Origin of the sequence: Streptomyces sp. NBC_01341, assembly GCF_035946055.1 — a bacterium.
Classification (GTDB): domain Bacteria; phylum Actinomycetota; class Actinomycetes; order Streptomycetales; family Streptomycetaceae; genus Streptomyces.
This window is the reverse complement of sequence record NZ_CP108364.1, coordinates 677,362-700,972: the sequence shown is the minus strand read 5'-3', so window position 1 is coordinate 700,972 and position 23,611 is coordinate 677,362. Positions and strand designations below refer to the sequence as shown.

Annotated in this window: 23 protein-coding genes; 13 read left to right on the top strand and 10 right to left on the bottom strand. The window is 73.4% G+C overall.

The features are described 5' to 3' along the window. Nucleotides 1-160 precede the first annotated feature (160 nt). Genes OG206_RS03165 through OG206_RS03150 form a run of 4 tightly spaced genes read left to right on the top strand, consistent with a single transcriptional unit; the run spans nt 161 to nt 4,843 of the window. Nucleotides 161-1,333 carry a polyprenyl synthetase family protein gene (locus OG206_RS03165; RefSeq protein ID WP_327111925.1) on the top strand — a complete coding sequence of 391 codons (1,173 nt, stop codon included), beginning with the start codon at nt 161-163 and terminating at the stop codon, nt 1,331-1,333. Continuing rightward, on the top strand, nt 1,330-2,862 hold the full coding sequence (gene crtI, locus OG206_RS03160; RefSeq protein WP_327111923.1) for a phytoene desaturase family protein: 1,533 nt from the start codon (nt 1,330-1,332) through the stop codon (nt 2,860-2,862). Before OG206_RS03165 ends, crtI begins: the two co-directional genes overlap by 4 nt. Next, nucleotides 2,859-3,839, top strand: a complete 981-nt coding sequence (locus tag OG206_RS03155; protein WP_327111921.1) for a phytoene/squalene synthase family protein — start codon at nt 2,859-2,861, stop codon at nt 3,837-3,839. Before crtI ends, OG206_RS03155 begins: the two co-directional genes overlap by 4 nt. Continuing rightward, nucleotides 3,836-4,843 (top strand): DUF5914 domain-containing protein, encoded by a 1,008-nt coding sequence (locus OG206_RS03150; protein WP_327111919.1) that lies wholly within the window; start codon nt 3,836-3,838, stop codon nt 4,841-4,843. The genes OG206_RS03155 and OG206_RS03150 overlap by 4 nt, the downstream gene beginning before the upstream one ends. A 103-nt stretch (nt 4,844-4,946) precedes the next feature. Here OG206_RS03150 and OG206_RS03145 read toward each other — a convergent pair whose 3' ends face one another. From OG206_RS03145 to OG206_RS03125, 5 genes are all read right to left on the bottom strand, one after another. Continuing rightward, nucleotides 4,947-6,509 carry an FAD-dependent oxidoreductase gene (locus OG206_RS03145; protein ID WP_327111918.1) on the bottom strand — a complete coding sequence of 521 codons (1,563 nt, stop codon included), beginning with the start codon at nt 6,507-6,509 and terminating at the stop codon, nt 4,947-4,949. After that, nucleotides 6,506-7,243 (bottom strand): class I SAM-dependent methyltransferase, encoded by a 738-nt coding sequence (locus OG206_RS03140; RefSeq protein WP_327111917.1) that lies wholly within the window; start codon nt 7,241-7,243, stop codon nt 6,506-6,508. Before OG206_RS03140 ends, OG206_RS03145 begins: the two co-directional genes overlap by 4 nt. Continuing rightward, entirely contained in the window at nt 7,240-8,463 is a 1,224-nt protein-coding gene (locus tag OG206_RS03135) for a lycopene cyclase family protein (RefSeq protein WP_327111916.1), read from the bottom strand. The genes OG206_RS03140 and OG206_RS03135 overlap by 4 nt, the downstream gene beginning before the upstream one ends. 55 nt (nt 8,464-8,518) lie before the next feature. Beyond that, nucleotides 8,519-9,781, bottom strand: a complete 1,263-nt coding sequence (locus OG206_RS03130) for an NAD(P)/FAD-dependent oxidoreductase (protein ID WP_327111914.1) — start codon at nt 9,779-9,781, stop codon at nt 8,519-8,521. A 246-nt stretch (nt 9,782-10,027) separates the two neighbouring features. Further along, nucleotides 10,028-10,999 carry an SDR family NAD(P)-dependent oxidoreductase gene (locus OG206_RS03125; protein WP_327111912.1) on the bottom strand — a complete coding sequence of 324 codons (972 nt, stop codon included), beginning with the start codon at nt 10,997-10,999 and terminating at the stop codon, nt 10,028-10,030. A 124-nt stretch (nt 11,000-11,123) separates the two neighbouring features. Between OG206_RS03125 and OG206_RS03120 the strand changes: the two genes are divergently transcribed. Then, a complete protein-coding gene (locus tag OG206_RS03120) occupies nt 11,124-12,050 on the top strand; it encodes an AraC family transcriptional regulator (protein WP_327111910.1) in 927 nt (308 codons plus the stop codon). Nucleotides 12,051-12,112: 62 nt separating this feature from the next. Here OG206_RS03120 and OG206_RS03115 read toward each other — a convergent pair whose 3' ends face one another. Beyond that, nucleotides 12,113-13,636, bottom strand: a complete 1,524-nt coding sequence (locus OG206_RS03115) for an alpha/beta hydrolase (RefSeq protein WP_327111908.1) — start codon at nt 13,634-13,636, stop codon at nt 12,113-12,115. Between the two features lie 96 nt (nt 13,637-13,732). Here OG206_RS03115 and OG206_RS03110 point away from each other — a divergent pair, with 96 nt between their 5' ends. After that, complete coding sequence (locus OG206_RS03110; RefSeq protein ID WP_327111906.1) at nt 13,733-14,698, top strand: MerR family transcriptional regulator; 966 nt, start codon at nt 13,733-13,735, stop codon at nt 14,696-14,698. 79 nt (nt 14,699-14,777) lie between these two features. Here the strand turns inward: OG206_RS03110 and OG206_RS03105 are convergent, their stop codons facing one another. Further along, on the bottom strand, nt 14,778-15,383 hold the full coding sequence (locus OG206_RS03105) for a maleylpyruvate isomerase family mycothiol-dependent enzyme (protein ID WP_327122164.1): 606 nt from the start codon (nt 15,381-15,383) through the stop codon (nt 14,778-14,780). Nucleotides 15,384-15,567: 184 nt separating this feature from the next. On the opposite strand from OG206_RS03105, the gene OG206_RS03100 reads away from it, so the two are divergent. Then, on the top strand, nt 15,568-16,743 hold the full coding sequence (locus tag OG206_RS03100; protein WP_327111903.1) for an epoxide hydrolase family protein: 1,176 nt from the start codon (nt 15,568-15,570) through the stop codon (nt 16,741-16,743). A 344-nt stretch (nt 16,744-17,087) separates the two neighbouring features. Further along, nucleotides 17,088-17,645 carry a BLIP family protein gene (locus tag OG206_RS03095; RefSeq protein WP_327111902.1) on the top strand — a complete coding sequence of 186 codons (558 nt, stop codon included), beginning with the start codon at nt 17,088-17,090 and terminating at the stop codon, nt 17,643-17,645. 133 nt (nt 17,646-17,778) lie between these two features. On the opposite strand, the gene OG206_RS03090 is transcribed toward OG206_RS03095, so the two are convergent. Continuing rightward, on the bottom strand, nt 17,779-18,150 hold the full coding sequence (locus tag OG206_RS03090; RefSeq protein WP_327111900.1) for a VOC family protein: 372 nt from the start codon (nt 18,148-18,150) through the stop codon (nt 17,779-17,781). Nucleotides 18,151-18,373: 223 nt separating this feature from the next. Between OG206_RS03090 and OG206_RS03085 the strand changes: the two genes are divergently transcribed. Beyond that, the gene (locus tag OG206_RS03085; protein WP_327111898.1) at nt 18,374-19,276 is read left to right on the top strand and encodes a metallophosphoesterase family protein; all 903 of its coding nucleotides are present in this window, start codon (nt 18,374-18,376) and stop codon (nt 19,274-19,276) included. Next, complete coding sequence (locus tag OG206_RS03080) at nt 19,273-19,971, top strand: 4'-phosphopantetheinyl transferase family protein (protein WP_327111896.1); 699 nt, start codon at nt 19,273-19,275, stop codon at nt 19,969-19,971. The genes OG206_RS03085 and OG206_RS03080 overlap by 4 nt, the downstream gene beginning before the upstream one ends. Before the next feature lie 5 nt (nt 19,972-19,976). Here the strand turns inward: OG206_RS03080 and OG206_RS03075 are convergent, their stop codons facing one another. Next, nucleotides 19,977-20,549: a histidine phosphatase family protein gene (locus tag OG206_RS03075; RefSeq protein WP_327111894.1), complete on the bottom strand. Its 573-nt coding sequence runs from the start codon at nt 20,547-20,549 to the stop codon at nt 19,977-19,979. A 273-nt stretch (nt 20,550-20,822) separates the two neighbouring features. On the opposite strand from OG206_RS03075, the gene OG206_RS03070 reads away from it, so the two are divergent. Together OG206_RS03070 and OG206_RS03065 are read left to right on the top strand one after the other, a co-directional pair. After that, nucleotides 20,823-21,038, top strand: coding sequence for a CbtB domain-containing protein (locus OG206_RS03070; RefSeq protein WP_327111892.1), 216 nt, complete (start codon nt 20,823-20,825; stop codon nt 21,036-21,038). A gap of 26 nt (nt 21,039-21,064) precedes the next feature. Further along, the gene (locus tag OG206_RS03065; RefSeq protein WP_327111890.1) at nt 21,065-21,835 is read left to right on the top strand and encodes a CbtA family protein; all 771 of its coding nucleotides are present in this window, start codon (nt 21,065-21,067) and stop codon (nt 21,833-21,835) included. Nucleotides 21,836-22,086: 251 nt separating this feature from the next. On the opposite strand, the gene OG206_RS03060 is transcribed toward OG206_RS03065, so the two are convergent. Then, complete coding sequence (locus OG206_RS03060) at nt 22,087-22,638, bottom strand: GNAT family N-acetyltransferase (protein WP_327111888.1); 552 nt, start codon at nt 22,636-22,638, stop codon at nt 22,087-22,089. Nucleotides 22,639-22,846: 208 nt separating this feature from the next. Between OG206_RS03060 and OG206_RS03055 the strand changes: the two genes are divergently transcribed. After that, nucleotides 22,847-23,596, top strand: coding sequence for an SDR family oxidoreductase (locus OG206_RS03055; protein ID WP_327111886.1), 750 nt, complete (start codon nt 22,847-22,849; stop codon nt 23,594-23,596). Nucleotides 23,597-23,611 lie beyond the last annotated feature (15 nt).

Genomic DNA, 23,611 nt, shown 5'->3' with positions numbered 1-23,611 from the left:
AAGCGCCTGGAACGGGCCCCCGCTCCGCCCTTTCCCCGGCATCCGGGTGAACTCCGCACCGACCGTGCCGTCCGCAGGGCAGGTATAGGCCTGACCGGGATCCCCGCGGCCGGAAGCGCCGGTGGACGCGGAAGCGGGCACCGGGCGAAAGGGGCTCTCCATGCTCGGTCCACGGGCGACGCCGACCGGCACCGCCGCAGGCACCGGCTCCGGCGGACCCCCGTACACGGCCGGCGAGGCCACCGGGGCCGTCGGAACCGTCCTGGCGGACCATCTGGCCACCAGGCTCCGGGAGGCCGGACTGCTGGACACGGTGTTCGCGGAGGAGGTCGCGGCCCGCGTCGCCGGGTTCGTCCTGAACGGCGGCAAGCGGCTGCGGACCGCATTCGTGTGGTGCGGATGGCTGGCCGCCGGCGGGACCGGCGACCCGGAGACGCCGCTGCGCGTCGCAGCGGCTCTGGAGCTGCTCCAGGGCTGCGCACTCATGCACGACGACGTCATGGACGGATCGCCGGTACGCAGAGGCGCACCGGCCGTGCACGAGGACTTCGCCCGTGTCCACCGGGCGGCCCGCATGGGCGGATCCGCCGCGTCCTTCTCGGCCACCGCCGCCGTGCTGGCCGGGGACCTGGCACTGGTGTGGGCCGACGACCTGCTCACCGAGACGGCGCTCGTCACCGCCTACGGCGGGGTGCTGCACCGGGAGTGGCAGGCGATGCGCGGTGAGATGGTCGCCGGGCAGTACCTCGACATGCGGGCGCAGGCGACCGGGGCGTGCGATCCGGGCCAGGCCCTGAACATCGCGACGCTGAAGAGCGCGCTCTACACCGTCGAGCGGCCGCTTGCCCTCGGCGCGTCCCTGGCGGGCGCCGACTCCCGCACCATGGGCGCCCTGCGGTCCGCCGGACGCTGCGCGGGGGTCGCCTTCCAGCTCCGCGACGACCTGCTGAGCGCCTTCGGGGACCCGGCCGTGACGGGTAAGCCGGCGGACGAGGACCTGCGAGGACGTAAGCCCACCTACCTGCTCGCCGTCGGCCTCCGCCGCGCCGCGGAGTCGGGGGACGCGGAGGCGCTGGACGCACTCGGCCCGGATGGCGCGGCGTCCGCGGACAGGGCCGACAGGATGCGCGCGGCCCTCGAACGCACGGGTGCGCGGGCGGAGGTGGAGGACGAGATCGCGGACCTGGCGTCAGCCGGTCTGCGGCACTTCGCGGATGCCGGCGCCGACGAGCCGGCCCGGCGCGAATTCGCGTCACTGGTGGCCGCAGCCGTGGGTACCGCGTCCGCCGGTGAGGTCCGGGACGGCCGCGAGATCCGCGAGGAGGACGCATGAGGGCCCTGCCCGGTCCCACGGACCATGTGGTGGTGGTGGGCGCCGGCCTGTCCGGACTCGCGGCCGCACTGCACCTTCTCGGCGCGGGGCGCCGGGTGACCGTCGTCGAACGCGACGCCGGACCCGGCGGCCGGGCGGGACGGCTCGAACTCGGCGGCTACCGCGTGGACACCGGGCCGACGGTCCTGACCATGCCGCACCTCGCCGACGAGGCCTTCGCCGCCGTCGGGGACAGTCTTCACCGGCGGGTCGAGCTCGTCGCGCTGCATCCCGCCTACCGGGCCCGCTTCGCGGACGGCAGCCAGGTGGACGTCCACACCGACGGCGAGGCCATGGAAGCCGAGGTGCGACGGTTCGCCGGCCCCGCGGAGGCCGCCGGATACCGTCGTCTGCGCGGCTGGCTGGAACGCCTCTACCGCGTCCAGATGCGCCGCTTCATCGACACCAACTTCGACTCACCCCTCCAGCTCCTGCACCCGGACCTGGCGCGGCTCGCCGCCTTGGGCGGCTTCGGCAGGCTGGATCCGCAGATCGGCCGCTTCCTCTCGGACCCCCGCCTCCGCCGGGTGTTCTCCTTCCAGGCGCTGTACGCGGGCGTGGCACCCGCCCGCGCCCTCGCCGCGTACGCCGTCATCGCCTACATGGACACCGTCGCGGGGGTCTGGTTCCCGAAGGGCGGCATGCACGCCCTTCCCCGGGCGATGGCGGACGCGGCCGCCGACGCCGGCGGACGCTTCCACTGGTCCGCCGAGGTCACCAGCCTCGAACGCTCGGCAGGCCGGGTGAAGGCGGTGCACCTGGCCTCGGGGGAACGCATCACCTGCGACGCGGTGGTCCTGACGCCGGACCTGCCCGTCGTCCACCGCCTCCTCGGCCGGGCACCGCGCCGCCCGGTGCGGCTGCGCCACTCGCCCTCCGCGGTGGTCCTGCACGCCGGCACGGACCGTACCTGGCCGGAGCTGGCCCACCACACGATCTCCTTCGGGGCCGCCTGGGAGAACACCTTCGACGAACTGACCCGCGCCGGGCGGCTCATGAGCGACCCGTCCCTCCTCATCACCCGGCCGACCACGCACGACCCGTCCCTCGCCCCTGAGGGCAAGCACCTCCACTACGTCCTCGCCCCCTGCCCCAACACCACGACCGGCCCGTCGGCAGGCACCTGGCGTGGACTGGGACCGCGCTACCGCGACAGCCTCCTGGCCGAACTGGAGCGCCGGGGGCTCGACGGATTCGAGGCGTCCATGGACCGGGAACTGCTGGTGACCCCGGTGGACTGGACGGCCCAGGGGCACGCGGCGGGCACACCGTTCTCCGTGTCCCACACCTTCGCGCAGACCGGCCCCTTCCGGCCCCGCAACCTCGTGCGCGGTGACGAGAACGTCGTGCTCGCCGGGTGCGGGACGACACCCGGGGTCGGCGTACCGACCGTCCTCGTGAGCGGCAAGCTCGCGGCGGCCCGCGTCACGGGCCTCCGCAGTGGGGCCCGCACGCGCCGCCGACCCGTCACAGAAGGGCAGCGCCGATGAACCGACGTGAACTGGACGCCGCCGGGATCACCGGCCCCGCCCTGCGGGCGGCCTACAGCCGGTGCCGCGTGCTCAACGCCCGGCACGGCCGGACGTACTTCCTGGCCACCCGTCTCCTGCCGGTGGAACGCCGGTGCGCCGTGCACGCGCTGTACGGCTTCGCCCGGTGGGCCGACGACATCGTCGACGACCTGGACCGCCAGGAGCCCCCCGAGGAGCGGGACCGCCTGCTGAGGCTGCTGGAGGACGACCTGGCCCACGGACTGCGAACCGGGGGCGGCGACGAACCCGTGGTCCGGGCCGTGGCGGACACCGCCGAGCGCTACGCCATCGACCACGGGCTCTTCGCGGACTTCCTCGTGTCCATGCGCAGCGATCTGAGCGTCACGGACTACCCGACGTACGCGGACCTGCGCGCCTACATGCACGGCTCGGCCGCGGTCATCGGGCTGCAGATGCTGCCGGTGCTCGGGACGGTCGTGGACCGTGCGGAGGCGGCGCCCCACGCGGCCGCCCTCGGTGTGGCCTTCCAGCTGACGAACTTCCTGAGGGACGTGGGGGAGGACCTGGACCGGGGCCGTGTCTACCTGCCGAAGGACATGCTCGCCGCGCACGGCGTGGACCAGGCCCTCCTGCGGTGGAGCCGGCGTACGGGACGGAACGACCCGCGCATCCGGGCGGCACTCGTCGACGCCGACGCCATGATCCGCACCGTGTACCGCGAGGCGGAGCCGGGCATCGACATGCTGGAAGCACGCGTACGGCCCTGCATCCGTACGGCGTTCACGCTGTACGGGGGAATCCTGGATGCGATCGCCGGCGGTGGTTACGCCGTGCTGCACCGGCGTGCCGCCGTATCCCGGCGGCGGCGGGCGGCCGTCGCGGCGGCGGGACTCGCGGGCATCCTGCGGGCACGCGCGCTGACACGTCCACCGATGCCCGTGCCGATCGCGGGGAAGGAGGGCGCCCCCAGATGAACGGACCGCGCACGAGGCCCGCATGGACCCCGCCCCTCCGCCTGCGACGCTCCCCCCGCTGGGAACGGCAGGCCCCGACCTGGCGCGAGGCCAGACCGGCGCTGATCGCCGAGGCGCTCGCCCGGGCCGCGGCACGTCCCTCGGGCAACTGGTATGTCGTCGGCGCCTCCCGGGAGACAGCCGCCCGGGACCGCCCCTACGGCCGCACGGTCGCGGGCCGGGAGATCGTCCTGTGGCGGGGCGGGGACGGCACACTGCGCGCCGGCCCCGGTGAGTGCCCCCACCTCGGAGCTCCGCTGCGCGACAGCCGGGTGGCGTGCGGGACGCTCCTGTGCCACTGGCACGGACTGGCGCTGGACGGTGGGGCGTTCGCCGGATGGCAGCCGTATCCCGTGCACGACGACGGGGTGCTGGTCTGGGTCAGGCTGGATGCCGAAGGCGGCGAACCACCGCTGGAGCGCCCGGTCGTCCCGGTGCGGCCCCGCACCGGGAGCGCGGTGGACGCGGTGTTCACCGCGGTGGGCCGCTGCGAACCCCAGGACGTGGTCGCGAACCGGCTCGACCCCTGGCACGGCTCGTGGTTCCATCCGTACGCCTTCGTCGGGCTGAAGGTCGTCCGCACGCCCGAGGACGGCGGTGACGACGGATTCGCCGTCGACGTCTCGTTCAAGGTGGCCGGGCGGCTGGTCGTGCCCGTACGGGCCGTCTTCACCGCGCCCGGACCGCGTACCGTCGTCATGCACATCACGGACGGCGAGGGGATGGGCTCGGTGGTGGAGACCCATGCCACGCCTCTCACCGCGCCGGGCGCCGCCCGGCCCAGGACGGCCGTGGTCGAGGCCGTCGTCGCGGCCTCCGGCCGGCGGGGCTTCGCCGTCGCGCGCGCCGCGGCCCCGGCCCTGCGTCCGCTGATGCGGCGGACGGCGGCCCGGCTCTGGCGCGACGACCTGGCGTACGCCGAACGCCGCTGGTCGCTGCGGAGCTCCGGGCGCTTCCCCGGCTGAGAGCCTGCCGGGTGACCCCCTGATCGGGCGGTCACGCCCCGGCACGCACGCTTCCCGATCGACGGCCACCCGACAGGCTCCGAGCGCCCGGCCGCTCGGGGCCTCAGCGGCGTGAGGCCGCGCCGGCCAGCGCGCTGAGCGTCCTGGAACGCCCCGCGCGTGGCACCGTCCACAGCACCTGCCCGCGGATGCCCCACCCGGCGAGCAGCTCGTTGGCGGCGAGGAACCCCGACGTCGCCGCGCGTTCCATCAGCGCGACGGGCAGGCCGGTGCGGACGAGGTCCCCCGCCAGCACGAGCCGCGCATGCGGCGTCCGCACGGCGGGCCGCCTGGGGTAGCCGCCGACGGAGAAGACCGGGCAGTCCGCCCGCCATTCGTGCCGCGCGTCGACGATCCGGGCGTCCGCCGTCTCGGGGTAGACCTCGTGGAGGCGGTCGAGGATCCGTCCCTGGACTTCCTTGCGTTCGGCGCGTTCGTCGACGGCGTAGGCATGGAGTTCGACCACGGAGCCTCCTGACCGCGCGGCCCAGCGTGCCGACTCGCCCTCCCAGCGGTCGAGGACACTGATGTTGTCGAGACCGTCGTAGCCACTGGTGCCGAGGAACCCGGCGCGGTCCCCGCGCACAGGCCGGTCCAGCCACAGACGTGAGACGAGGAACGGAGGCGCGGTGCGCAGCGCGGCGATGTCCGCACGCCATCCCGCGTCCCCCAACTCCTCGGACGCCCCGACGACATGGCGCAGCCCGCCGGTGTCCAGCGCGAGGACCACCGCCTGGTGGCGGGCAGCCGACCCGTCGGTCTCGACCGTGAAGTCCCCGCCCCCGGCCGGACGCACGCGGCGGACCGGGGTGCCGGTGCGCACCTCGCTGCCGAGCCCGCGCAGATAGCCGCCCAGCGGCTCCCAGAGCGCCTGGGGGAAGGGCTCGCTGGGCACGTCGAAGAGGAGGCCCTCCGACGAGCCCAGGAAGTAGATGTGGAACATCACCAGCAGTTCCGCGGCGGACAGCTCGCGCGGATCGGCGAAGAAGCTCCGGGAGAACACCTCGAAGGCCAGGTGGTGTGCGGCTTCGGGGAAGTTGATCCGGTGCAGGAAGTCGGATGCGCTGATCCCGTCGAATCGCTCGTACACCTCGGGGACCCGCACGTCGAGCAGGGGCAGGGCCGCCCGGGGATTCATCGCGGCGAGGTCACGCCACCCGAACGTCGGGCTGAGTGCGACGAACCCGAGGGCGCTCCAGGGCGGTGTCCTCGGCACCCGCGCGAAACCGTCCGTCATGCCGCTGCGGTGCCGCAGCGGGTAGTCCGGGAGCGGTGTGAGCGCGTCCAGCCCCGGGTCGGTACGACGCAGCAGACCGCGCAGGTTGTAGTACTGGCGGAAGAAGGCGTGGAAGCCACGGCTCATCGTCACCCCGGACCCGTCGGCGAGCCGCACGGGCCACCCGGCGAGCCGGCCGCCGAGTGCCGGCTCCCGCTCGTACAGGGTCACGCGGACACCCCGCTCCGCGAGCGCCGTCGCCGCAGCGAGCCCGGCGATCCCACCGCCGATCACCGCCGTGGACGGCGCGTCGCCGGTGAGACGCGCACGGCCCGGGGCCGGCAGGACGACCTCCGCCCGGCGGTCGCGCCCGTGCCGTGCCGCTCCCGCGCGGCCTCCCCGGCCGCTCATGACGACGCCCCCGCCGTGCCGCGCCCCGTACCGTTGCGGGCCAGGAAGGTGTGCACGATCCCGGTCTGCCAGCCGGCGCCGGGGAGGACCCGCACGAAGGGGAATCCGGCGCGGGAGATCCGGGCCGCGAAGTCGGCGGCCGTGTCGAACGCGAGGACGCTGTGCCACAGATGGCGGTAGAGCTCCCGGTCCCCGGTCAGGGTGCCCGCCGGGACGATGACGCCCCGGCAGACCGCGTTCCACAGGGCCCGGTGCGCGGGTGACCCGCTGAGGCTGTACTCGTGGGCCAGCATCCGGCCCCCGGGGATCAGCAGCGCGCGCGCGGCTTCGAGGACCGTCCCGGGGTCGGTGACGTTGCGGAAGAGGTAGGCGGCGAAGACCGCGTCGTACGTCCCGTCGTCGTCCGTGGTGGAGAGCTCCTCGGCGGACCGGTGCAGGAAGCGGACGTTCGGCGGCCAGCGTTTGGAGCGGGCCCGCTCCAGCATGCCCTCGGACGCGTCGATCGCGGTGATCCCCGCATACGGGGCGGCCCGCAGCAGCGCCCGTGTCGACGCGCCCGTTCCGCACCCCACGTCGAGCACCCGCAGCCCCTTGCCGCCGCGCTGCAGACGGAGGCGGTGCGCCGAGCGGAGGAGGCCGGAGCGGTATCCCGGGTTGAGCCCGGTGAGCCGGTCGTAGGTGTGCGACGCGTGGTCGAAGGCGCGGGCGAGATCGTGGTCACGCAACAGGGTCATCGAAGGCTCTCTTCGGATCGGCCGGCGGTCCGGCGGGCGAGGAAGGGCAGTTCGGCCGCGGTGCGGAGCATCGGCCCCACGGGCGTGCGCAGACCGATGCCGAACTCCTCCCACGGCGTGCTCCCGCCGTCGAGGAAGCGCAGCATCCGCTCCATCGGGACGCGGTGGAAGAGGTCGGTGAAGAAGCGCGGCCCGTCGACACGACCCGTGTCCAGGGCACGGAGCAGGACGGCGTCCATGGCGAGGGCCCTGCGGCCGTGAGGCGCCGGCAGCACGAACGGGCGGTCGCGGTCGCGGCTCAGCGCGGTGGCGATGGCGCCGCTCTGCCGCCGCACGGCCGCGAACGTGTAGCCGGTGGCCGGCCGGGTGGCGCCCCCGGCCGCCCCGATGCGGAAGACCGCGGACCCGGTCCTCCCCGGAAAACGCGCGTCGGTCATGGGGATGACGCCCTGCTCGGCCGACTCCACCGTCAGCGGGCCCAGCCTCAGCACGTCGGCGCAGTAGTGCCGCAGGGCCTGCTCGTACGCCGCCGTCGTCAGCGGACTGCGGGAGAACTCCGTGTACTCCACCAGCGCCCGGTCCGCCGCGAGCGGCAGCACATAGCCGAACGCGAGGCCGTGACGCGGCTGCGGGACCCGGAAGTCCATGAGGTCGGCCACGCCCGGATCGAACGCGGGAGCGGCGGTGCGCACGAACCAGCCGCGGAAGTGCTGCAGCAGCAGGGTGCGGTGCGGTGGTGCGGACGGCACGGGCCGGGAGTCGAAGACACGCCGGCCACGCAGCGTCAGTGGACGGCCGTCGGCCGTCGTGCAGCGCACCTCCGCGCCGCACGGCGCGTCGCGCACCTCGTGGGCGGTGGCACGCAGGACGCGGGCCCCGGGGGAGGCCCGCAGCCGCGCGTGGACCGCTTGCTCGAACGCCCCCGAGCGGACCATCCGGTAGCGCAGGGGCGCGGGGTCCGACTCGACGGTGCGGCCGTCGGGCCCGCGCACGCGCAGACGGCGCCACGAGGCGACGACCGCCTCCTCGCGGGCACCGGAGCCGGCCTCCCAGTAGCACCAGGTGCGCTCCGCCGGGCGCAGCGGTCCGTCGGGCGCCTCGACCAGGGTCACGCCGACCCCGGCCCCGGTGAGCCGGTCCGCCAGGCAGAGTCCCGCCGCGCCGCCGCCGACGACCACGGCGTCGTCCACCCGGTCCTGTCCGGCCGGCGAGGGGCTCACCGGGGGCACCGTCCGTACGGCCCCCCGGCCCGGCAGGGACCTCGCGAGGGCCCGGTCACGTCCTGGTGGCCCGCGCCGCCGCACGGTCGGCCATCACCTCGCGTGCGGCCCTGCTGCCCGAGGCGAGCGCCCCCTGCACCGATCCGGTGGCCCGGTGGTCCCCGCAGACGTAACGCCCCGGCACGAAACGCGTCGTACGGCTCAGTGGCCAGGGCGGCAGCATGGCGGGGAGGGCCCCCTCCACGGTGTACGAGGCGACCGGGTCCCAGACACTCGTGTCCGTGTCGTACAGCTCCGCCAGCCGGGCGCGGACCGTCGGCTCACCCCCGGCAGGCCCCGCACCGAGGACCGACGTGGACACCAGCGCGGTGCCCGGGGGAGCGTAGCCGGGAACGACCTCGGTGAGCACACAGCTGTTCAGGATGGCCAGACCGCCGTCGACCACCAGGGTCGGCTCGCTCAGCGGGGACCGTTCGGCCGCGTGGTAGTACGTCGTCACCGTCCTGCTGCCCGGAACGGGCAGGCCGGGCAGCAGGCGCGCCGCCGCGGCGGAATCCGTGGCCACGACAACGCGGGCTGCCGCCTGTTCGCGTCCGTCCGCGAGCAGCACCCCGGAGTCCGTGATCCCGGCGACGGGCGAACCGAGCCGCAGGACGCCGTCCGGCAGACGGGCCGCGAGCTGGGCCGGCACCGCCCCGATGCCTTGGGAAGGAAGGCAGAGCGTGCCCCGCGCCATGCTGCGCCAGACCAGGTGGAGGAAGCGCGCCGAGGTCTCCAGCCCCTCCTCCAGGAACACCCCTGACAGGAAAGGCCGCATCAGTTCGTCGATCGCCCGGGGCGAGAGCCCGGCGCGGACGAGCGCCTCCGCGGCGGTGCGGTCGGTCGTCCGGCCCAGACGCTTCGCCGGGAGCAGCACGTCACGCGCGGTGAGTGACGCCAGCGCGGCCAGGTCCCGGGCCGACAGGACACGGCCGGGCAGCAACTCCGCCGCGTCTCGGGGACGCCGGGTGGGGTCCGTGATACGCACCCGCCCCGACGGGGTCCGGGCGACGAGACCGGGGGTGAACGGCCGAAGGCGCAGTGCGCGCAGGTCGACACGGCGTTTCACCTGCGGGTACGAGGTGTTGAAGACCTGGAAACCGCGGTCCAGCAGGAAGCCGTCCTTGCGGTCCGTCCGCATCCGTCCGCCCACGCCGTCGGACGCCTCCAGCAGCTCGACGCGGAGACCCGCGCGGCTGAGGTCGAGTGCGCAGGCCAGTCCCGCGAGGCCGGCGCCGACGACGAGGGCGTCCGGCTGCGGGTGCTGTCGGTTCGTCATCCGTGTCCTTCGGCTTGGTTCCCGTAAGGCTGACGGGTTGTCAACCCGATCACGTTCGGGGCTCCGAAGCCAGCAGCCGCCACGGAGATCCCCTCATCGTGTGACCCGTGTGCCCGCGAAGCGGGCGGGTCATCAGCCGGCGGCGTGCCACCGCGCGGGCTCGGGTGCGCAGCGCGTCGCCATGCCGAAACCCGCGGAACGAGTGCCGGGCAGCGCCCCGGCCGGCCGGGGCTTCACTCCGCCGCGCTACGCGCGCGCCGCTTCGACGGTTTCGGACGCGTAGTCCCAGAGGCGGTCCGCCGCCCGCGGATCGAGTGCGTGCGCCGCGACGCCGCCCGGGGCCTCCTCCGGACCCACGACGAGCCGCGCCTCCTGGTTGTCCTCGAAATAGCGGCCGGTGACGCCCTTCAGCAGCGGGGAGGCGGCGAGGAGCACGGATGTGGAGGCTCCCTGGTGCGGCTCCTTGTAGTAGGGCTGGGGGATGATGTCGCCCTTCTCGTCGACGGCGCCCAGCGCACGCATGGTGTCGTCGTCGAGATGGCGCTGGAGCCGGGTGCTGATCCACCCCGGGTTGAGGGCGTTGGCGGTGATCCCGTCGGAGGTCCACCGCCGTGCACCCACCGCGAGGAGTACGTCGGCGGTCTTGGACTGGGCATAGGCCGTCCAGCGGTCGTACGGCCGTCGTTCGAACTGGGGGTCCTCGAAGTCGAAGGCCGCGGTGAGGTGCGCACCCGAGCTGACGATCACGATGCGCGCCGACCCCGCCGCGCGCAGACGGGGGTGCAGAGCCGTCGCCAGGGCGAAATGGCCGAGGTGGTTGGTCGCGAGCTGCAGCTCCCAGCCCTCTCGGCTGACCCGGCGCTCCGGCACGGCCATGACGCCCGCGTTGGCGACGAGTACGTCGAGTGGCCCCTGCCAGCTTCCGGCGAAGGCCTCGACGGACGTCAGGTCGGACAGGTCGAGCGCAGCGGCCCGCACCGACCCCGGGCCGGGAAGGGAGTCGAGTTCGCGGACCGTCGCCCCGGCGGAGACCGGGTCCCGGGTGGCGACGGTCACCTCCGCACCCGCGGTCGTCAGGGCCCGCACGGTTTCGGTGCCGATCCCGGAAGCTCCCCCGGTGACGACGGCACGGAGCCCGGTGAGGTCCGCGCCGTCGAGGACTTCGGCGGCCGTGGCATGGGAGTGGAACGGCGTGGTCAGTCGCTGGTGGTCTCGCACGGGAAACCCTTCCGTGTAGGAGGTGGGGAGTACCTGTCGCTTCCCGACGTTACCGATGGCGTTACGGAGTATCTATGATGTTGAGTCCGATGAACGTGCTCGATCGTCCAGAACGGGAGTGCTGATGGATCCCTTGGAGGACGTACTGGCATTGCTGGACACACGCAGTCACCTGTCGTCGAGCCTTGTCGCCGGAGGGCGGTGGGCCCTGCGCTTCGAAGCGCCGACCGGGGTGAAGTTCAACGCCGTACGGCGTGGCGCGTGCCACCTGGAGGTGGAAGGGGCCCACGAGGCGATCGCCCTCGCAGCCGGGGACTGCTACCTGCTCACCCAGCCACGGCGATTCACCCTGCGCAGCGACCCCGGAGCCTTCGCGGTCGACGCCGAGCACGTCTACTCCCGCACCGAGGGCGGGGTCGCGCGGACGGGCGACGGCTCGGACGAGGTCCTTCTCGTGGGCGGGCGCTTCTCCTTCGGCGACCGGGCGCGGTCACTGCTGCTCGAAGGCCTGCCCGCGGTCGTCCACGTGCCGGCGGGCACCGCCGGCGCCGACACCCTCCAGTGGGCGCTCGAGCAGATCGACCAGGAGCTCCGGCGAGGAGGGATGGCCTCGACACTGGTCGCCGAGCACCTGGCCGTCGTCATGCTCGTCCACGTCCTGCGTGTGCACCTCGCCCGCGAGCCGCACGCGGTGTCGGGCTGGCTGGCCGGCCTCACGGACCCGGCGGTGGCCGCCGCCCTGACGTCCATGCACCGGCGGCCCGAGTACCGGTGGACCGTGGCCGAGCTCGCAGAGGCGGGCGCGGTGTCCAGGTCCACCCTGGCCGCACGCTTCAAGGACATGGTCGGCTGCGGGCCGCTCGACTACCTCACCCGCTGGCGCGTCGAGCTCGCCTCCCGGCACCTGCGTGAGGACACGGGAACGGTCGCCACCATCGCCCGCGCGGTCGGCTACGGGTCCGAGAGCGCGCTCAGTACGGCCTTCAAACGGGTCACCGGATCGTCGCCCCGGGACTACCGCGCCACCTTCCGGCCGTCCCGGGGCGTGTGAACCGGGCCGCCCCTGAGCACGCCGTGCGGGCGACGACCCCGGGGCTGCCCCGAGCCGGCCGGTCAGGCCGTCAGACGCCCCAGCACGGCACGCACCGCCCGGTGCACGGCCTCGCGCGACGCGTCGGTGGGATCGACCGCCTCGAAGCTGTGGTGGCCGTCCGGCACGTCGACCACCTCGACGTTCGCCCCGTGCCGCTTCGCCGAGTCCAGGAACTCCTGCACGGTGACGGCGATCCCGTCGGTCTCCAGCCCGGCGCGCACCAGCACGACGGGCAGGTCACCGGCGTGGGCGACCGCGTCCGCCGGGCGGAACCGGCTTCCCACGCGGCCCCAGCCGGGCAGCGGCGCCATGACCGGGTAGCTGGCCGCCAGGCAGCGCAGCCACGGTGGGGGCGCCACCAGCCACTCGGCACTCATGAGGCCGCTGCCCGAGAAGAACCACAGTGCGATCCGGTCCGCGTCCACCCGGGGATCCGACCGGACCAGGTCCACCGCTGCCGCGACGTCCGCCGCGGCCCGCTCGTAGTCCGCCACGTCGTGCAGGCGGTGGTCGACCGTCACGCCCATCACCCCTTGTGAGGCCGCGTAACGGGCGTACCCCGTCATGCCCGGCCACTCCCTGGGGGCCGGGCGGACTCCCGCCGGGACCGGACCTCCGTGCACGATGAGGACCGCCGGACGGGGGCCCGGTGCGGAGGGCAGATGAAGATCGACGTGGGCGACCCGCTCGACGGGTGCCGTGGGCACGTCCAGCAGGAAAGGCCGCAGATGCGCCGGAGGCCCGGCGGCGTTCGCGGGAGTGAGCCGGTGCCCTTCGCCGGCGGCGGCCCGGAGCAGCGTCCGTGCCAGCTCGTCCGGGGTGGACAGCATCGGCCAGTGCCCGGTGGACAGTTCGAAGAACGTCACCCGGGGACCGGCCCATGCCTGCAGCGAGGGCTCTCCCAGATCCACGCGGGTCTGGACCAGTCCGATCCCCGCCCCGCCGGCCGTGCACAGTACGCCGGTGAGGGGGACCGGGGCGAGAGCCCCGGTCAGGCTCAGCGGCTGGAGCAGCGTGCCCAGCGGTTGAGGCCCGGCCAACTCGGTGAGCCGGTCCAGGGCCGCGTCCGGCACGCCGGCGACACTGCCCCAGAGCTGCCACTCCTCACGTGCCGGGGGCGGGAGTTCGGCTGCCGCGCCCCCGCCCCCGGCCGACCGCCGCATCACCTCTTCGCGCAACTGCCGGTCGGCGACGGCGGCCAGGGCGGGGACGCCGTCCCTCGGCAGCCCCGAGTCCAGGTGGACGATCCGGGCGATCGACGCGGCCCGACGATCGGCGGCGCCCAGCACGGGGTGGATGCCGTAGTCGTGGCCGACCAGGACGATGTCCGCGTGCGCATCCCGCTGGACCGAGTCGATCACCGCGACGACGTCCGCGATGTGCGACTCCAGATCGACGACCACACCCGGCGCGGCGGGGGTTCCACCGAGCCCGCCGAGCGTCACGGTACGGACGCCGGACCCCGCTGCGTTCAGCCGCGCAGCCGTGTCGTGCCACACGTGCGGTCCGGTGAACATGCCTGACACCAGGATGAACACGGTCATGGTCTCTCCTCGGTACGCCGTCGTCCGCGGACCGGCACGACCTCCGGCCGGCCCTTCTCGCCGGTACCGTAGGAACTCCCCCGGAGGGAGGTTCAAGTGTTCTCGTCGTGGGACGGTCTGTGCGGCATCGGCGAGCTCGCCCGGCGCGCGGCGGTCAGCGTCAAGACGGTCCGCTTCTACTCCGACCGCGGTCTCCTGCCCGAGGCGTCCCGCAGCCCCGGCGGGCACCGCCGCTACGGCCCCGACGCCCTGGAACGGCTGCGACTGATCCGCTCCCTGCGCACCCTGGACCTGCCCGTCTCCACCGTGCACCGCGTCCTCGAGGACGACGACGCGGGCCGGACCGGCGGAGCACTGGAGGACGCGGTCGCAGGGCAGTTGGCCGAGCTCGGTTCACAGCTCGCGGCCCTGCGCTGGAGAGAGGCCGCTCTCCGCGCCGTACAGGAGAGTCCGCCGTCCGACCGCCCCGGCCGTCTGCTTCTGGTCGGAGCCGTCGCCGCGCCCCCGAACACCGCTCCTCTCGCGAGGTTCTGGCGTGCGTGGCTGCCACCGCGGATGCCGGCGCGGTCTGTCAGCGCCTTCCTCGACGCGGCTGTCCCGCAGCCCCCCGAGGACCCCGGACCCGCCCAGGTGCTCGCCTTCGCCCGGCTGTACGCCATGGTGACCGGCCCTTGCGACGGCGACGCGCCCACCCAGCCCCACGCGCACCGATCGGCGGGCGCCCGCGAGTCGGCCGTGCTGTACGCGGGCCTTGCCGAGGCGTACGACCTCGCGGCCGTGCAGATGCGCCGGGGCAGCGGGCCGCACGCTGGGGAGGCACTGGAAGGGTTCGTGGACGCCTACGCGCGAGCGGGCGACGTCGCCGACACCCCGGGTTTCCGCCGCGCGCTCGCCGGGCGGCTGGCGGCGGACCCGCGCATCGACCGGTACTGGGAGCTGACGGCCGAGCTCGTCAGCCCACACGCCGACCGGCCCGAGCCGACACCCGGCACCGCGCACGACTGGCTGCTGGCCGCCCTGGAATCCGAGTCGCGGACGTCGGCGGCCGTTCAGCGCGACTGAGCGGGCCCGCACTCCCCCCCCCCCCGGCTGGTCGCTCCTGTGCCGGCGGACCTGCGGGAGCAGCTCTCATGGCGGGCCGTCAGATATGTTGGGTCAGCGTCGTCACGCCTGCCCCGGTGAGATCGTCCAGTGCCACCCGGCGGCCCGAGACAGCCAGCAAAAGGCCGAGTGCGGGGCCCGCGGCCTCCTGCCCGGTACCGATCACCAGATCCGCGTCGGTCGCTGTGAGGCGTACGCGCGCCACCAACTCCTTCGCTCCGCCGAACGACGCCGACGTGCGCGTCTGGAGCCGGAGCGCTCCGACGACGGCCCTCTGCGGATAGGCGCGCGTGAGTCCCAGGGGGCGGCGGATGTCCTCGCCGTGGACGATCTCCTCGACGAGGCGGCTGACGAGCGGCGCCGGAGGAGTGGACGTCCGGGGCGCCGCCCGGCGGAGCCGTCGCAGGGTCTCCTGCGGAGTGTCCCCGCGTTCGCGTTCCACACCGAGTGCGTTCTGCCCGTCGAAGTCGAACCGCGCCCGTGCCAGCGCGACCACGAATCCGAGTCGCGTCGTCCGGGCCGTGTCGACCAGATGGGCCACCACGTCGTGCACGGTCCACCCCTCGCACAGCGAGGGCGTCCGCCACCGGTCGTCGTCGAGGCCGGCCAGGTCCTCGATCAGTGCCGCGCGCTCCGCGTGCACCATGTCCCAGACGTCGTCCTTCTCCACGGCTCCTCCTTCGGCGGCGCTGCTGTCCGCCCTTGCAGACCCCGGGGAGCGCGCGAACTCATCGTCCGCCGGACGCGGCGTCCCCGCGACCTCCGTGCCTGCCCCCGCCACCTCCGGCAGGACCCACGGCAGGGGCGGAGCGGCCCCTAGGATGATCCTCATGCCGGACGCCGAGCCCCGCCCCGAGCCGTTCATCCAGCAGACCGCCCCCGCGGCGCTCGACGACCTGCGCGCACGGCTGCGCGGTACGCGCTGGCCCGACAGCCCCGAGGACGCGGGGTGGTCGCAGGGCACCGACCTCGCCTGGCTCCGCGAGCTCGTCGCCTACTGGGCCGAGGACTTCGACTGGCCCGCGCAGGAGGCGGCCCTCTCGCGGTTCCCCCGCTTCCGCGTCCTCCTGGGCGGCCTCGGGATCCACTACGTTCACGTGCGGGCGGCCGGACCCGCGCCGAACGCACTGCCGCTGATCCTCAGCCACGGATGGCCGGACTCCTTCTGGCGCTACACCAAGGTCATCCCGCTCCTCACCGACCCGGGGGCCCACGGCGCGGACCCCGCCGACGCCTTCGACGTGGTGGTGCCCGACGCGCCGGGCTTCGGATACTCCGACCGGCCCACGGACGAGCCCCTCGACTCCATCGCCGTAGCGGGTCTGTGGTCCGAGCTCATGACCGTTCTCGGATACACCCGCTTCGGTGCGGCCGGCGGGGACATCGGCAGCCACGTGAGCCGGTACCTGGCACTCGACCACCCCGACCGCGTCGTGGCCGTCCACCGGACAGACGGCGGCCTGCCCGCCTTCGGCGGCGACCCGGGCGGCCTCACGCCCGAGGAGCGTGCCTGGATGGAGGGCGTCGCCTCCTGGAGCGCCACCGAGGGCGCGTACGCCGCCATGCACCGCACCAAGCCCCAGACGGCGGCCGTGGGCCTGAACGACTCGCCGGCCGGCCTCGCCGCCTGGATCGTGGAGAAGCTTCAGGCGTGGAGCGACTGCGGCGGCGAGATCGAGCGGAGCTTCACGAAGGACGAGATCCTGACGAACGTGATGCTCTACTGGCTCACGGGGACGATCGGCTCGTCGATGCGCATGTACCGCGCGAACGCCGCCATTCCGCCCGCTCAGCTCGCCCGCCGGGTGGAGGTGCCGTCCGGCTTCTCACTCTTCGCCGGCGACGTCGTCCGCCCTCCGCGGGCATGGCTGGAACGTACGACGAACCTGGTGAGCCTCACCGAACCCGCCCGCGGTGGACACTTCGCCGCGTTCGAGGAGCCCGAGATCTACGCGGAGGAGCTCCGCACCTTCTTCCGCCCCTACCGGACGGCTCCGAAGGGCTGAGCGCCGCCGCGGTGACGGGGCAGGGTCCGCGGCGCTCGACGCACGGTCTCGGAACCGCCCTCCCGCAGCCCCTGGGATGTCGGGAGGGCGGCAGCGCTGCCCGCCGGGTGAGGGGCGTTCGGTGTGCGGACGAACGCGCCTGCACGCACTGGCGCTTCCCGGCCACGGCGCCGGCCCGGAGACGGGGCGGAGAGCGGCGGACCATAACGTCGCGCCCGGTGGCGGGGGCCACGCCTGCGGGCCTGACGTGCGCAGCAGGTGCCGGCCCCCCGCACCGCACGGACCGCCCCATCGTGTCCAGGACGAGGCGCGTGCCCGGGGGCATCGACGAAAGGACACACGTGGTGAAGACCCGGATTGCACGTGCGGGAGTCGCGCTCGCCGCCGCCGCGGCGGCCCTCGTCGCGACGACATCGGCCGCAGAGGCGAATTCCGGTTTCTCGGTCGGGAGATACGAGCAGATCCAGTTCGGCATGACCTTCGACGAGGTCTGGGAGATCGGCGGCGGCGAGCCGGCGTGCGACACCGGCGGCGTCATAGGTGACTCGATCCTCTGCTTCACCGAGTCGAGCGACTACGCCCCTTACGGAGGCTTCGACTTCACCGATGACGGCAAGCTGTACTCCAAGCGCAACGAGTTGCTGTACAAGCCGAAGACTCCGTCCATGAGGCTGTCCCACTACAACAAGACCGCTCTGGGAATGAGTGAGGCCCAGGTCTGGGCAGTCGTTCCCAAGGACTCCTGTGTCGTGCAGGGACAGAGTTATGCGAACTGGCCCGCCACCACGGGCTTCGTCGAGAAATACGCCTGCAAGGCGGCCACCGGGCTCTTCCCGCCCACCGCCTACTTCGACTTCACCGACGGCAGGCTGACCTACCGTTACCAGCGCAGCCTGACCTGACGGAGGCGGTCCGGCACCGGTGGCGGCCGCCGCGTCACCCGGCCCGCCCGGACGCCACCGGTGTGCGGGGCGCCACCCCGCCCGTACCCTGCCGGCCGGACGAGCCGCGGGCGGGGGCCGTGTCCGCGCACGGTCACTTGACACAGAGACAGAAGGGATGGCCCGCCGGGTCGGCGTACACCCGGAAGCCGCGCTCCCCGCCACGGTCGTCCAGGTCCAGGGGGCTCGCCCCGAGTGCGAGTACCTCTTCCTGCGCCCGGCCGATGTCGGTCACGTCGAGGTCGAGGTGCGCCTGCTGTGAACCGCGGTCGCCACGGGGCCAGTCCGGCGGTGAGTGATCCGGGGCCCTCTGGAAGGCGATGCGCGTGCCGTCCGGCGTGTGGAGGACGTACCAGTCGTCGCTGTCGTTCCTGATCTCACCGCCGAGGACGGCCTGGTAGAAGCCGGCCAGTGCTCGGGGGTCCGGGCAGTCGAGAGCGACGAGACAGTACGTGGCGATGGGCATGGCGGGTCCTTCCGTCGAGAACGGTCGCGTCGGTCTTCGCGCTCCGCCGAGGGGCGGGTGAGTCCGTGTTCCGGCCTGCACGCGTGAACGGCACCTGCCCTGCTGCCCGCCAGGCAATCACGGCCGGGGACCGGCATCCCGCCCATCATCCCGGCCGCACGGACGGAGAGCACGTCGAGCGAGGCGGTGCGGGGGAGATCCACCGAAGCGGTAAATTCGAACAATGAGTCCACTCAGTGACGTCCCCCGGACGCCGAAGGGGGAGGGGCGGCTCCTCGCCGTCAGCGACCTCCACGTCGGCATCGCGGACAACCGCCCGATCGCCGACCGGTTGCGCCCCACCTCCGACGCGGACTGGCTGATCGTCGCGGGAGACGTGGCGGAGCAGGCCGAAGAGGTCGAGAACGCGCTGGCAGTCCTGACCCGCCGCTTCGCCCGTGTGGTGTGGACGCCCGGGAACCACGAACTGTGGACCGTGGACAAGGACCCGGTACGCCTGAGGGGCCGAGCGCGGTACGAGCACCTCGTGCGGGTCTGCCGGGAGTTGGGGGTCACCACACCGGAGGACCCGTACCCGCACTGGCAGGGGGCGGAGGGTCCCGTCGCCGTGGCGCCCGTGTTCACCCTGTACGACTACACCTTCAGGGCCCCGGGGACGTCGACCAAGGAGGAGTCCCTGGCCCGGGCGCACGAGGCCGGCGTCGTCTGCACCGACGAGTACCTGCTCCACCCCGACCCCTACCCGGCCGTGGACGACTGGTGCCGGGACCGGGTGGCGTTCACCGAGGAGCGGCTGGCGGTGCACGACCCGTCCGTACCCCTCGTCATCGCGGGGCACTGGCCGCTGTTGCGCGAGCCGACCTCGGTCATGTGGTACCCGGAGTTCGCCCAGTGGTGCGGCACGGAACTCACCGCCGACTGGCACCGCCGTTTCAACGTCGCCGCCGTCGTGTACGGCCACCTCCACATCCCCCGGACGACGTGGTACGACGGCGTCCGCTTCGAGGAGGTCTCGATCGGCTACCCGAGGGAGTGGCGCGAGCGGGGCCACCCGCTCGGCCTCCTGCGGCAGATCCTCCCCTACGCCGGCGAGCGGGCCCCGGTCGAGCACGGAGACGGCGCATGATCGAACGCCTGCTCCCCTCGTACGTCGCCGGCGCGGACACGCACGTGGCGGAGGCGCCCCCCGGGAGCCTGTACCCCGAAGAGGCGCGCCTCGTGGCCCGGAGCGTGGACCGCCGCAAGCACGAGTTCGCGTCCGTACGCGTCTGCGCGCGACGGGCGATGGCCGCTCTCGGACTGCCGCCGGTGCCGGTGCTGACGGGTCACCGCGGGATGCCGCTGTGGCCCGACGGAGTGATCGGCAGCATGACGCACTGCGACGGCTACCGCGCCGCCGCCCTGGCCCGGACCTCTCGGGCACGTGCGATCGGTATCGACGCCGAACCGAACGAACCGCTGCCGTCCGACGTCTACGAGATCGTCTCGCTGCCCTCGGAACGCACGCGAATGCCGGGGACCGACGGAGCGGGCGTCCACTGGGACCGACTGCTGTTCAGCGCCAAGGAAAGCGTGTTCAAGACCTGGTTCCCGCTCACCCGCGTCGAACTCGACTTCACCGAGGCCGACATCACCTTCCACCGCAGCTCGGGAACCGCCACCGGGGGCACGTTCACCGCGGAACTGCTGCGCACGGCTCCCGGGATGCCCGCGTCGTACGAGGGGAACTGGCTGGTCGCGGAGGGACTCGCCGTCACGGCGATCGTGCTCCCGGCCGACAGGGGCGCCGCCGTGCCTCTCCGGGGTGGCGCCGCCGGGTGACCGCCTCAGCTCAGCGGCCGGCCGCACCGCAGGTTCCAGCGCCCCGAGCGGCCGCTGAGCTCCGTGAGGCTCAGGGGCGCGACGTCGAGCCGCCAGAATGCTTCCGCCGGAAGATTCAGGGCGTGGACGAGCGCGGCCCGTACGACCGCCGGTTCCACCACGGCCAGCAGTCGTCCGCCGGTGCTCTCCAGGGACTCCAGTGCTCTCCCTGTCCGGGTGATCAGATCCAGCAGGGATTCACCGCCGTGGGGTGCCGTCGAGGGGTCGGTCAGCCAGGCCGACACGGCGTCCGGCTCGACAGCGCCGACGTCATCCAGCCGTCGGCCCCGCCAGCGCCCCATGTCCCAGTCGGCGAGGACCGGTTCGGTGCGGGCTTCCAGCCCCAGCGCTTCAGCGGTCGTGCCGCACCGCTGGGAAGGACCGCGCAGGTGGCGGTCCGCGCCGGGTACCCCTCCGGCGGTCGCGACGGCAGCCGCCGTGCGCGCCCCCGCGTCGTCCAAGGGGGCGTCACCCTCGAACCGGGCCTCACGCAAAGCGGCGTTGACCGCAGGTGAGATCAACATCACCCGTACCGTCATTCTCCGACTCCACTCCCCGGACAGCGGGCCCGCCTCGTAGTCGCCCCATGGGAACACAGCGGTCCTGCGGGCCTGCAAGCTCCCCCTGCGCCATGGCGGTGACCAAAGGGCTAGCGGTATGGTCTCGGCAACCATGACGAAGGTGTGACGGAAGCCCGGTGAGAATCCGGCACGGTCGCGCCACTGTGTACCCGCCCCGCTGCGGGAAGTCAGACCCGGCACCTCGTCCAAGGCACCACGACAGGGACGCGTGTTCCCACAGGAGGTTCTGCCATGGCACACTCTGCCGCCCCCACCACCGTCGCACCGGTCATCGCGCCCATTTCGCTCAAGGCCATCGCGCCGTGGGCGGTCTTCTTCGGAATCCTGATGCTCGTGCTCCTCTACTTCGTCGGTGCGGAGCAGGGCGCCACAGCACTCATCTCGGGCGAAGGCGTGCACGAATGGGTGCACGACGGCCGTCACCTGCTCGGCTTCCCCTGCCACTGAGGGGCGGGAGAGCAGGAGAGCGTCTCATGTACTCCGTATCGGTCCGAGCTCTGCTCGTCCGCGGCATGCTGGCCGGCCTCGTGGCCGGCGTGCTCGCCCTTGCCGTGGCCTACTTCCTCGGGGAATCCCGGGTGGACGCCGCCATCGCGCTGGAAGAGGCCCACAGCCACGAGCACGGCGGCGAGGAACTCGTCAGCCGCACCATGCAGGCCACCGGTGGACTCGCCACCGGCGTCCTGGTGTTCGGTGTCGCAGCCGGTGGCATCGCCGCACTCGTCTTCTGTTACGCACTGGGCCGCATCGGCGCCTTCGGCCCCAGGGCCACCGCCGCGCTGGTCGCGGGGGCGGCACTGCTGACGGTGTACGTGGTGCCGTTCCTGAAGTATCCGGCGAACCCGCCCGCCGTCGGCAACCCCGACACCATCGGCCGGCGAACCGGCCTGTTCTTCCTCATGGTCGCGCTCAGCGTGCTGCTGGCCGTCGCCGCCGTCATCACGGGCAGACGGCTCGCGCAGCGGCTGGGCCACTGGAACGCGACGATCGCGGCGGCCGGGGGCTATGTAGTCCTGATCGGGCTCGCCTACGCCTTCCTGCCCTCGTTCAACGAAGTGGGTGCCGACTTCCCGGCGACGCTCCTCTGGGAGTTCAGGCTGTCCACGCTCGCCGTCCAGGCGACCCTCTGGACCGCGTTCGGCCTGGTCTTCGGGGTGCTCACGGAACGACTGCTCCTGCCGCGCACCGGCTCGGCGGCTGCTTCCGCGCCGACGGCTACGCGCTCGGTGGGGGCCGTGAACTGACCTTCACGCCCCACGGAACGGTCGACGGAACCCGCCGGACTCACCGGCGGGTTCCGTCGTGCCGGGGCCTTCGCCCGCCGCTCGGCGCTGCCGGGTCCGACGGCGCCTTCCGGCTCAGTAGAACGGCAGGTCGCAGACTCGAAGTCATCGCCGGTCCCCGCAGGCGCGTCGCAGCGGCCGTCCCGTCGTCTGGGGCGAGGAAGAACACCGAGCTGACGGGGTGCTGGGGAACCGTTCTCACTTCCCGCAGTTCAAGGCCGGCGGCCAACGGCGGGGCCCGCATCGGCCGCACATTCCCCGGGGTCCTGTGCCGGGGTGTCACGCCAGTCGACGCGGTAGTGCCTCAACCGGTCGTCCACCGCCACCAGTCGCATGCCTGCCGACGTCATGACGCGGTGGGACGCGACGTTGTCGAGATCGGCGTCGCCCTTCACGGACAGCACCCCCCGCGACCGCGCGAAGGACAGCAGTGCGCCGAGCGCCTCAGCCGCGTAACCGAACCCCCGCGCCGAGGCGATCAGGCCGTACCCGACGGTGAGCCGCCCCTCGGAATCCGGGGCGCCGTGGAAACCCGCGCCACCGATCGCCAGACCGTCCGTGCGCCGGCGTATCTCGAACGCACCGAAGGGCCCGGGGTCGCCGACGCTCGCGCAGGTCCGCAGGAGCCGGCCTGCCGCCCTCCGGTCGCCGTCATCGGGATAGCCGGGCGCCCAGTGCGCCGCCGACGGGCCCCCCGGCCCGCTCGCTTCTATGTCCGCGGCTTCCGCGGCACTCAGGGGATACAGCGCGAGCCGGGTGGTCATGAGGGTTTCCATCCGGCCTGGGTACCACCGCCGGCCTGCCGCGCGCACCTCGATTTCGTCTCCGCGACGGATGGCGAGAGGCGGCGACCGAAAGGCGTAGCGTTGCTACCGCATTGGTGTTAGCGTTGTTTCTCGTGTCTGGGCCGTGCCGGGGCGGTGGCGTCGTGGCCCGCCGCGTCGGCGGCATTCATCTCGTGAGGAGCACGTCATGACCGAGCAGAACCCCGTCCCCGCCCGCAAGGTCGCTCTTGTCACCGGTGGGTCGCGAGGGATCGGTCGCAAGAGCGCCGAGAGACTGGCGGCGGACGGGTTCGCGGTCGTCGTCGCCTACGCCGGAAACGAGGCGGATGCGCACGCGGCGGTCGAGGCCGTGGTCGCGTCGGGAGGCCGGGCCATCGCCCGCCGGGCGGACGTCGCCGACGAGGTGGCCGTGGCCGCACTCTTCGATGCCGCCGAGGAAACCTTCGGGGGAGTGGACGTCGTCGTGCACGCGGCGGGTGTGATGTCCCTCGCCCCCTTGGCCGACTTCGATCTGGACGTCCTCGACCAGATGCACCGCACCAACATCCGCGGCACCTTCGTCGTCGGCCAGCAGGCCGCGCGCCGGCTGCGTGACGGTGGAGCCGTCATCAACTTCTCCAGCTCCGTGCTGGCGCTGGCCCTCCCCGGATACAGCGGCTACGCCGCGTCCAAGGGTGCGGTGGAGGCGATCACGCTGATACTCGCACGTGAACTGCGCGGCCGGGACATCACTGTCAACGCCGTCGCTCCCGGGCCCACGGCCACGGCCCTCTTCCTGGACGGCAAGGACGAGGAGACGATCGCGAGGATGGCCGCACAGCCACCGCTGGAGCGGCTCGGCGTACCGGAGGATGTGGCGGAGGTCGTCTCGTTCCTGGCGGGCCCCGCCCGATGGATCAACGGTCAGGTGCTGCGGGCCAACGGCGGCATCGCCTGAAGGCCGGTCGGCGCT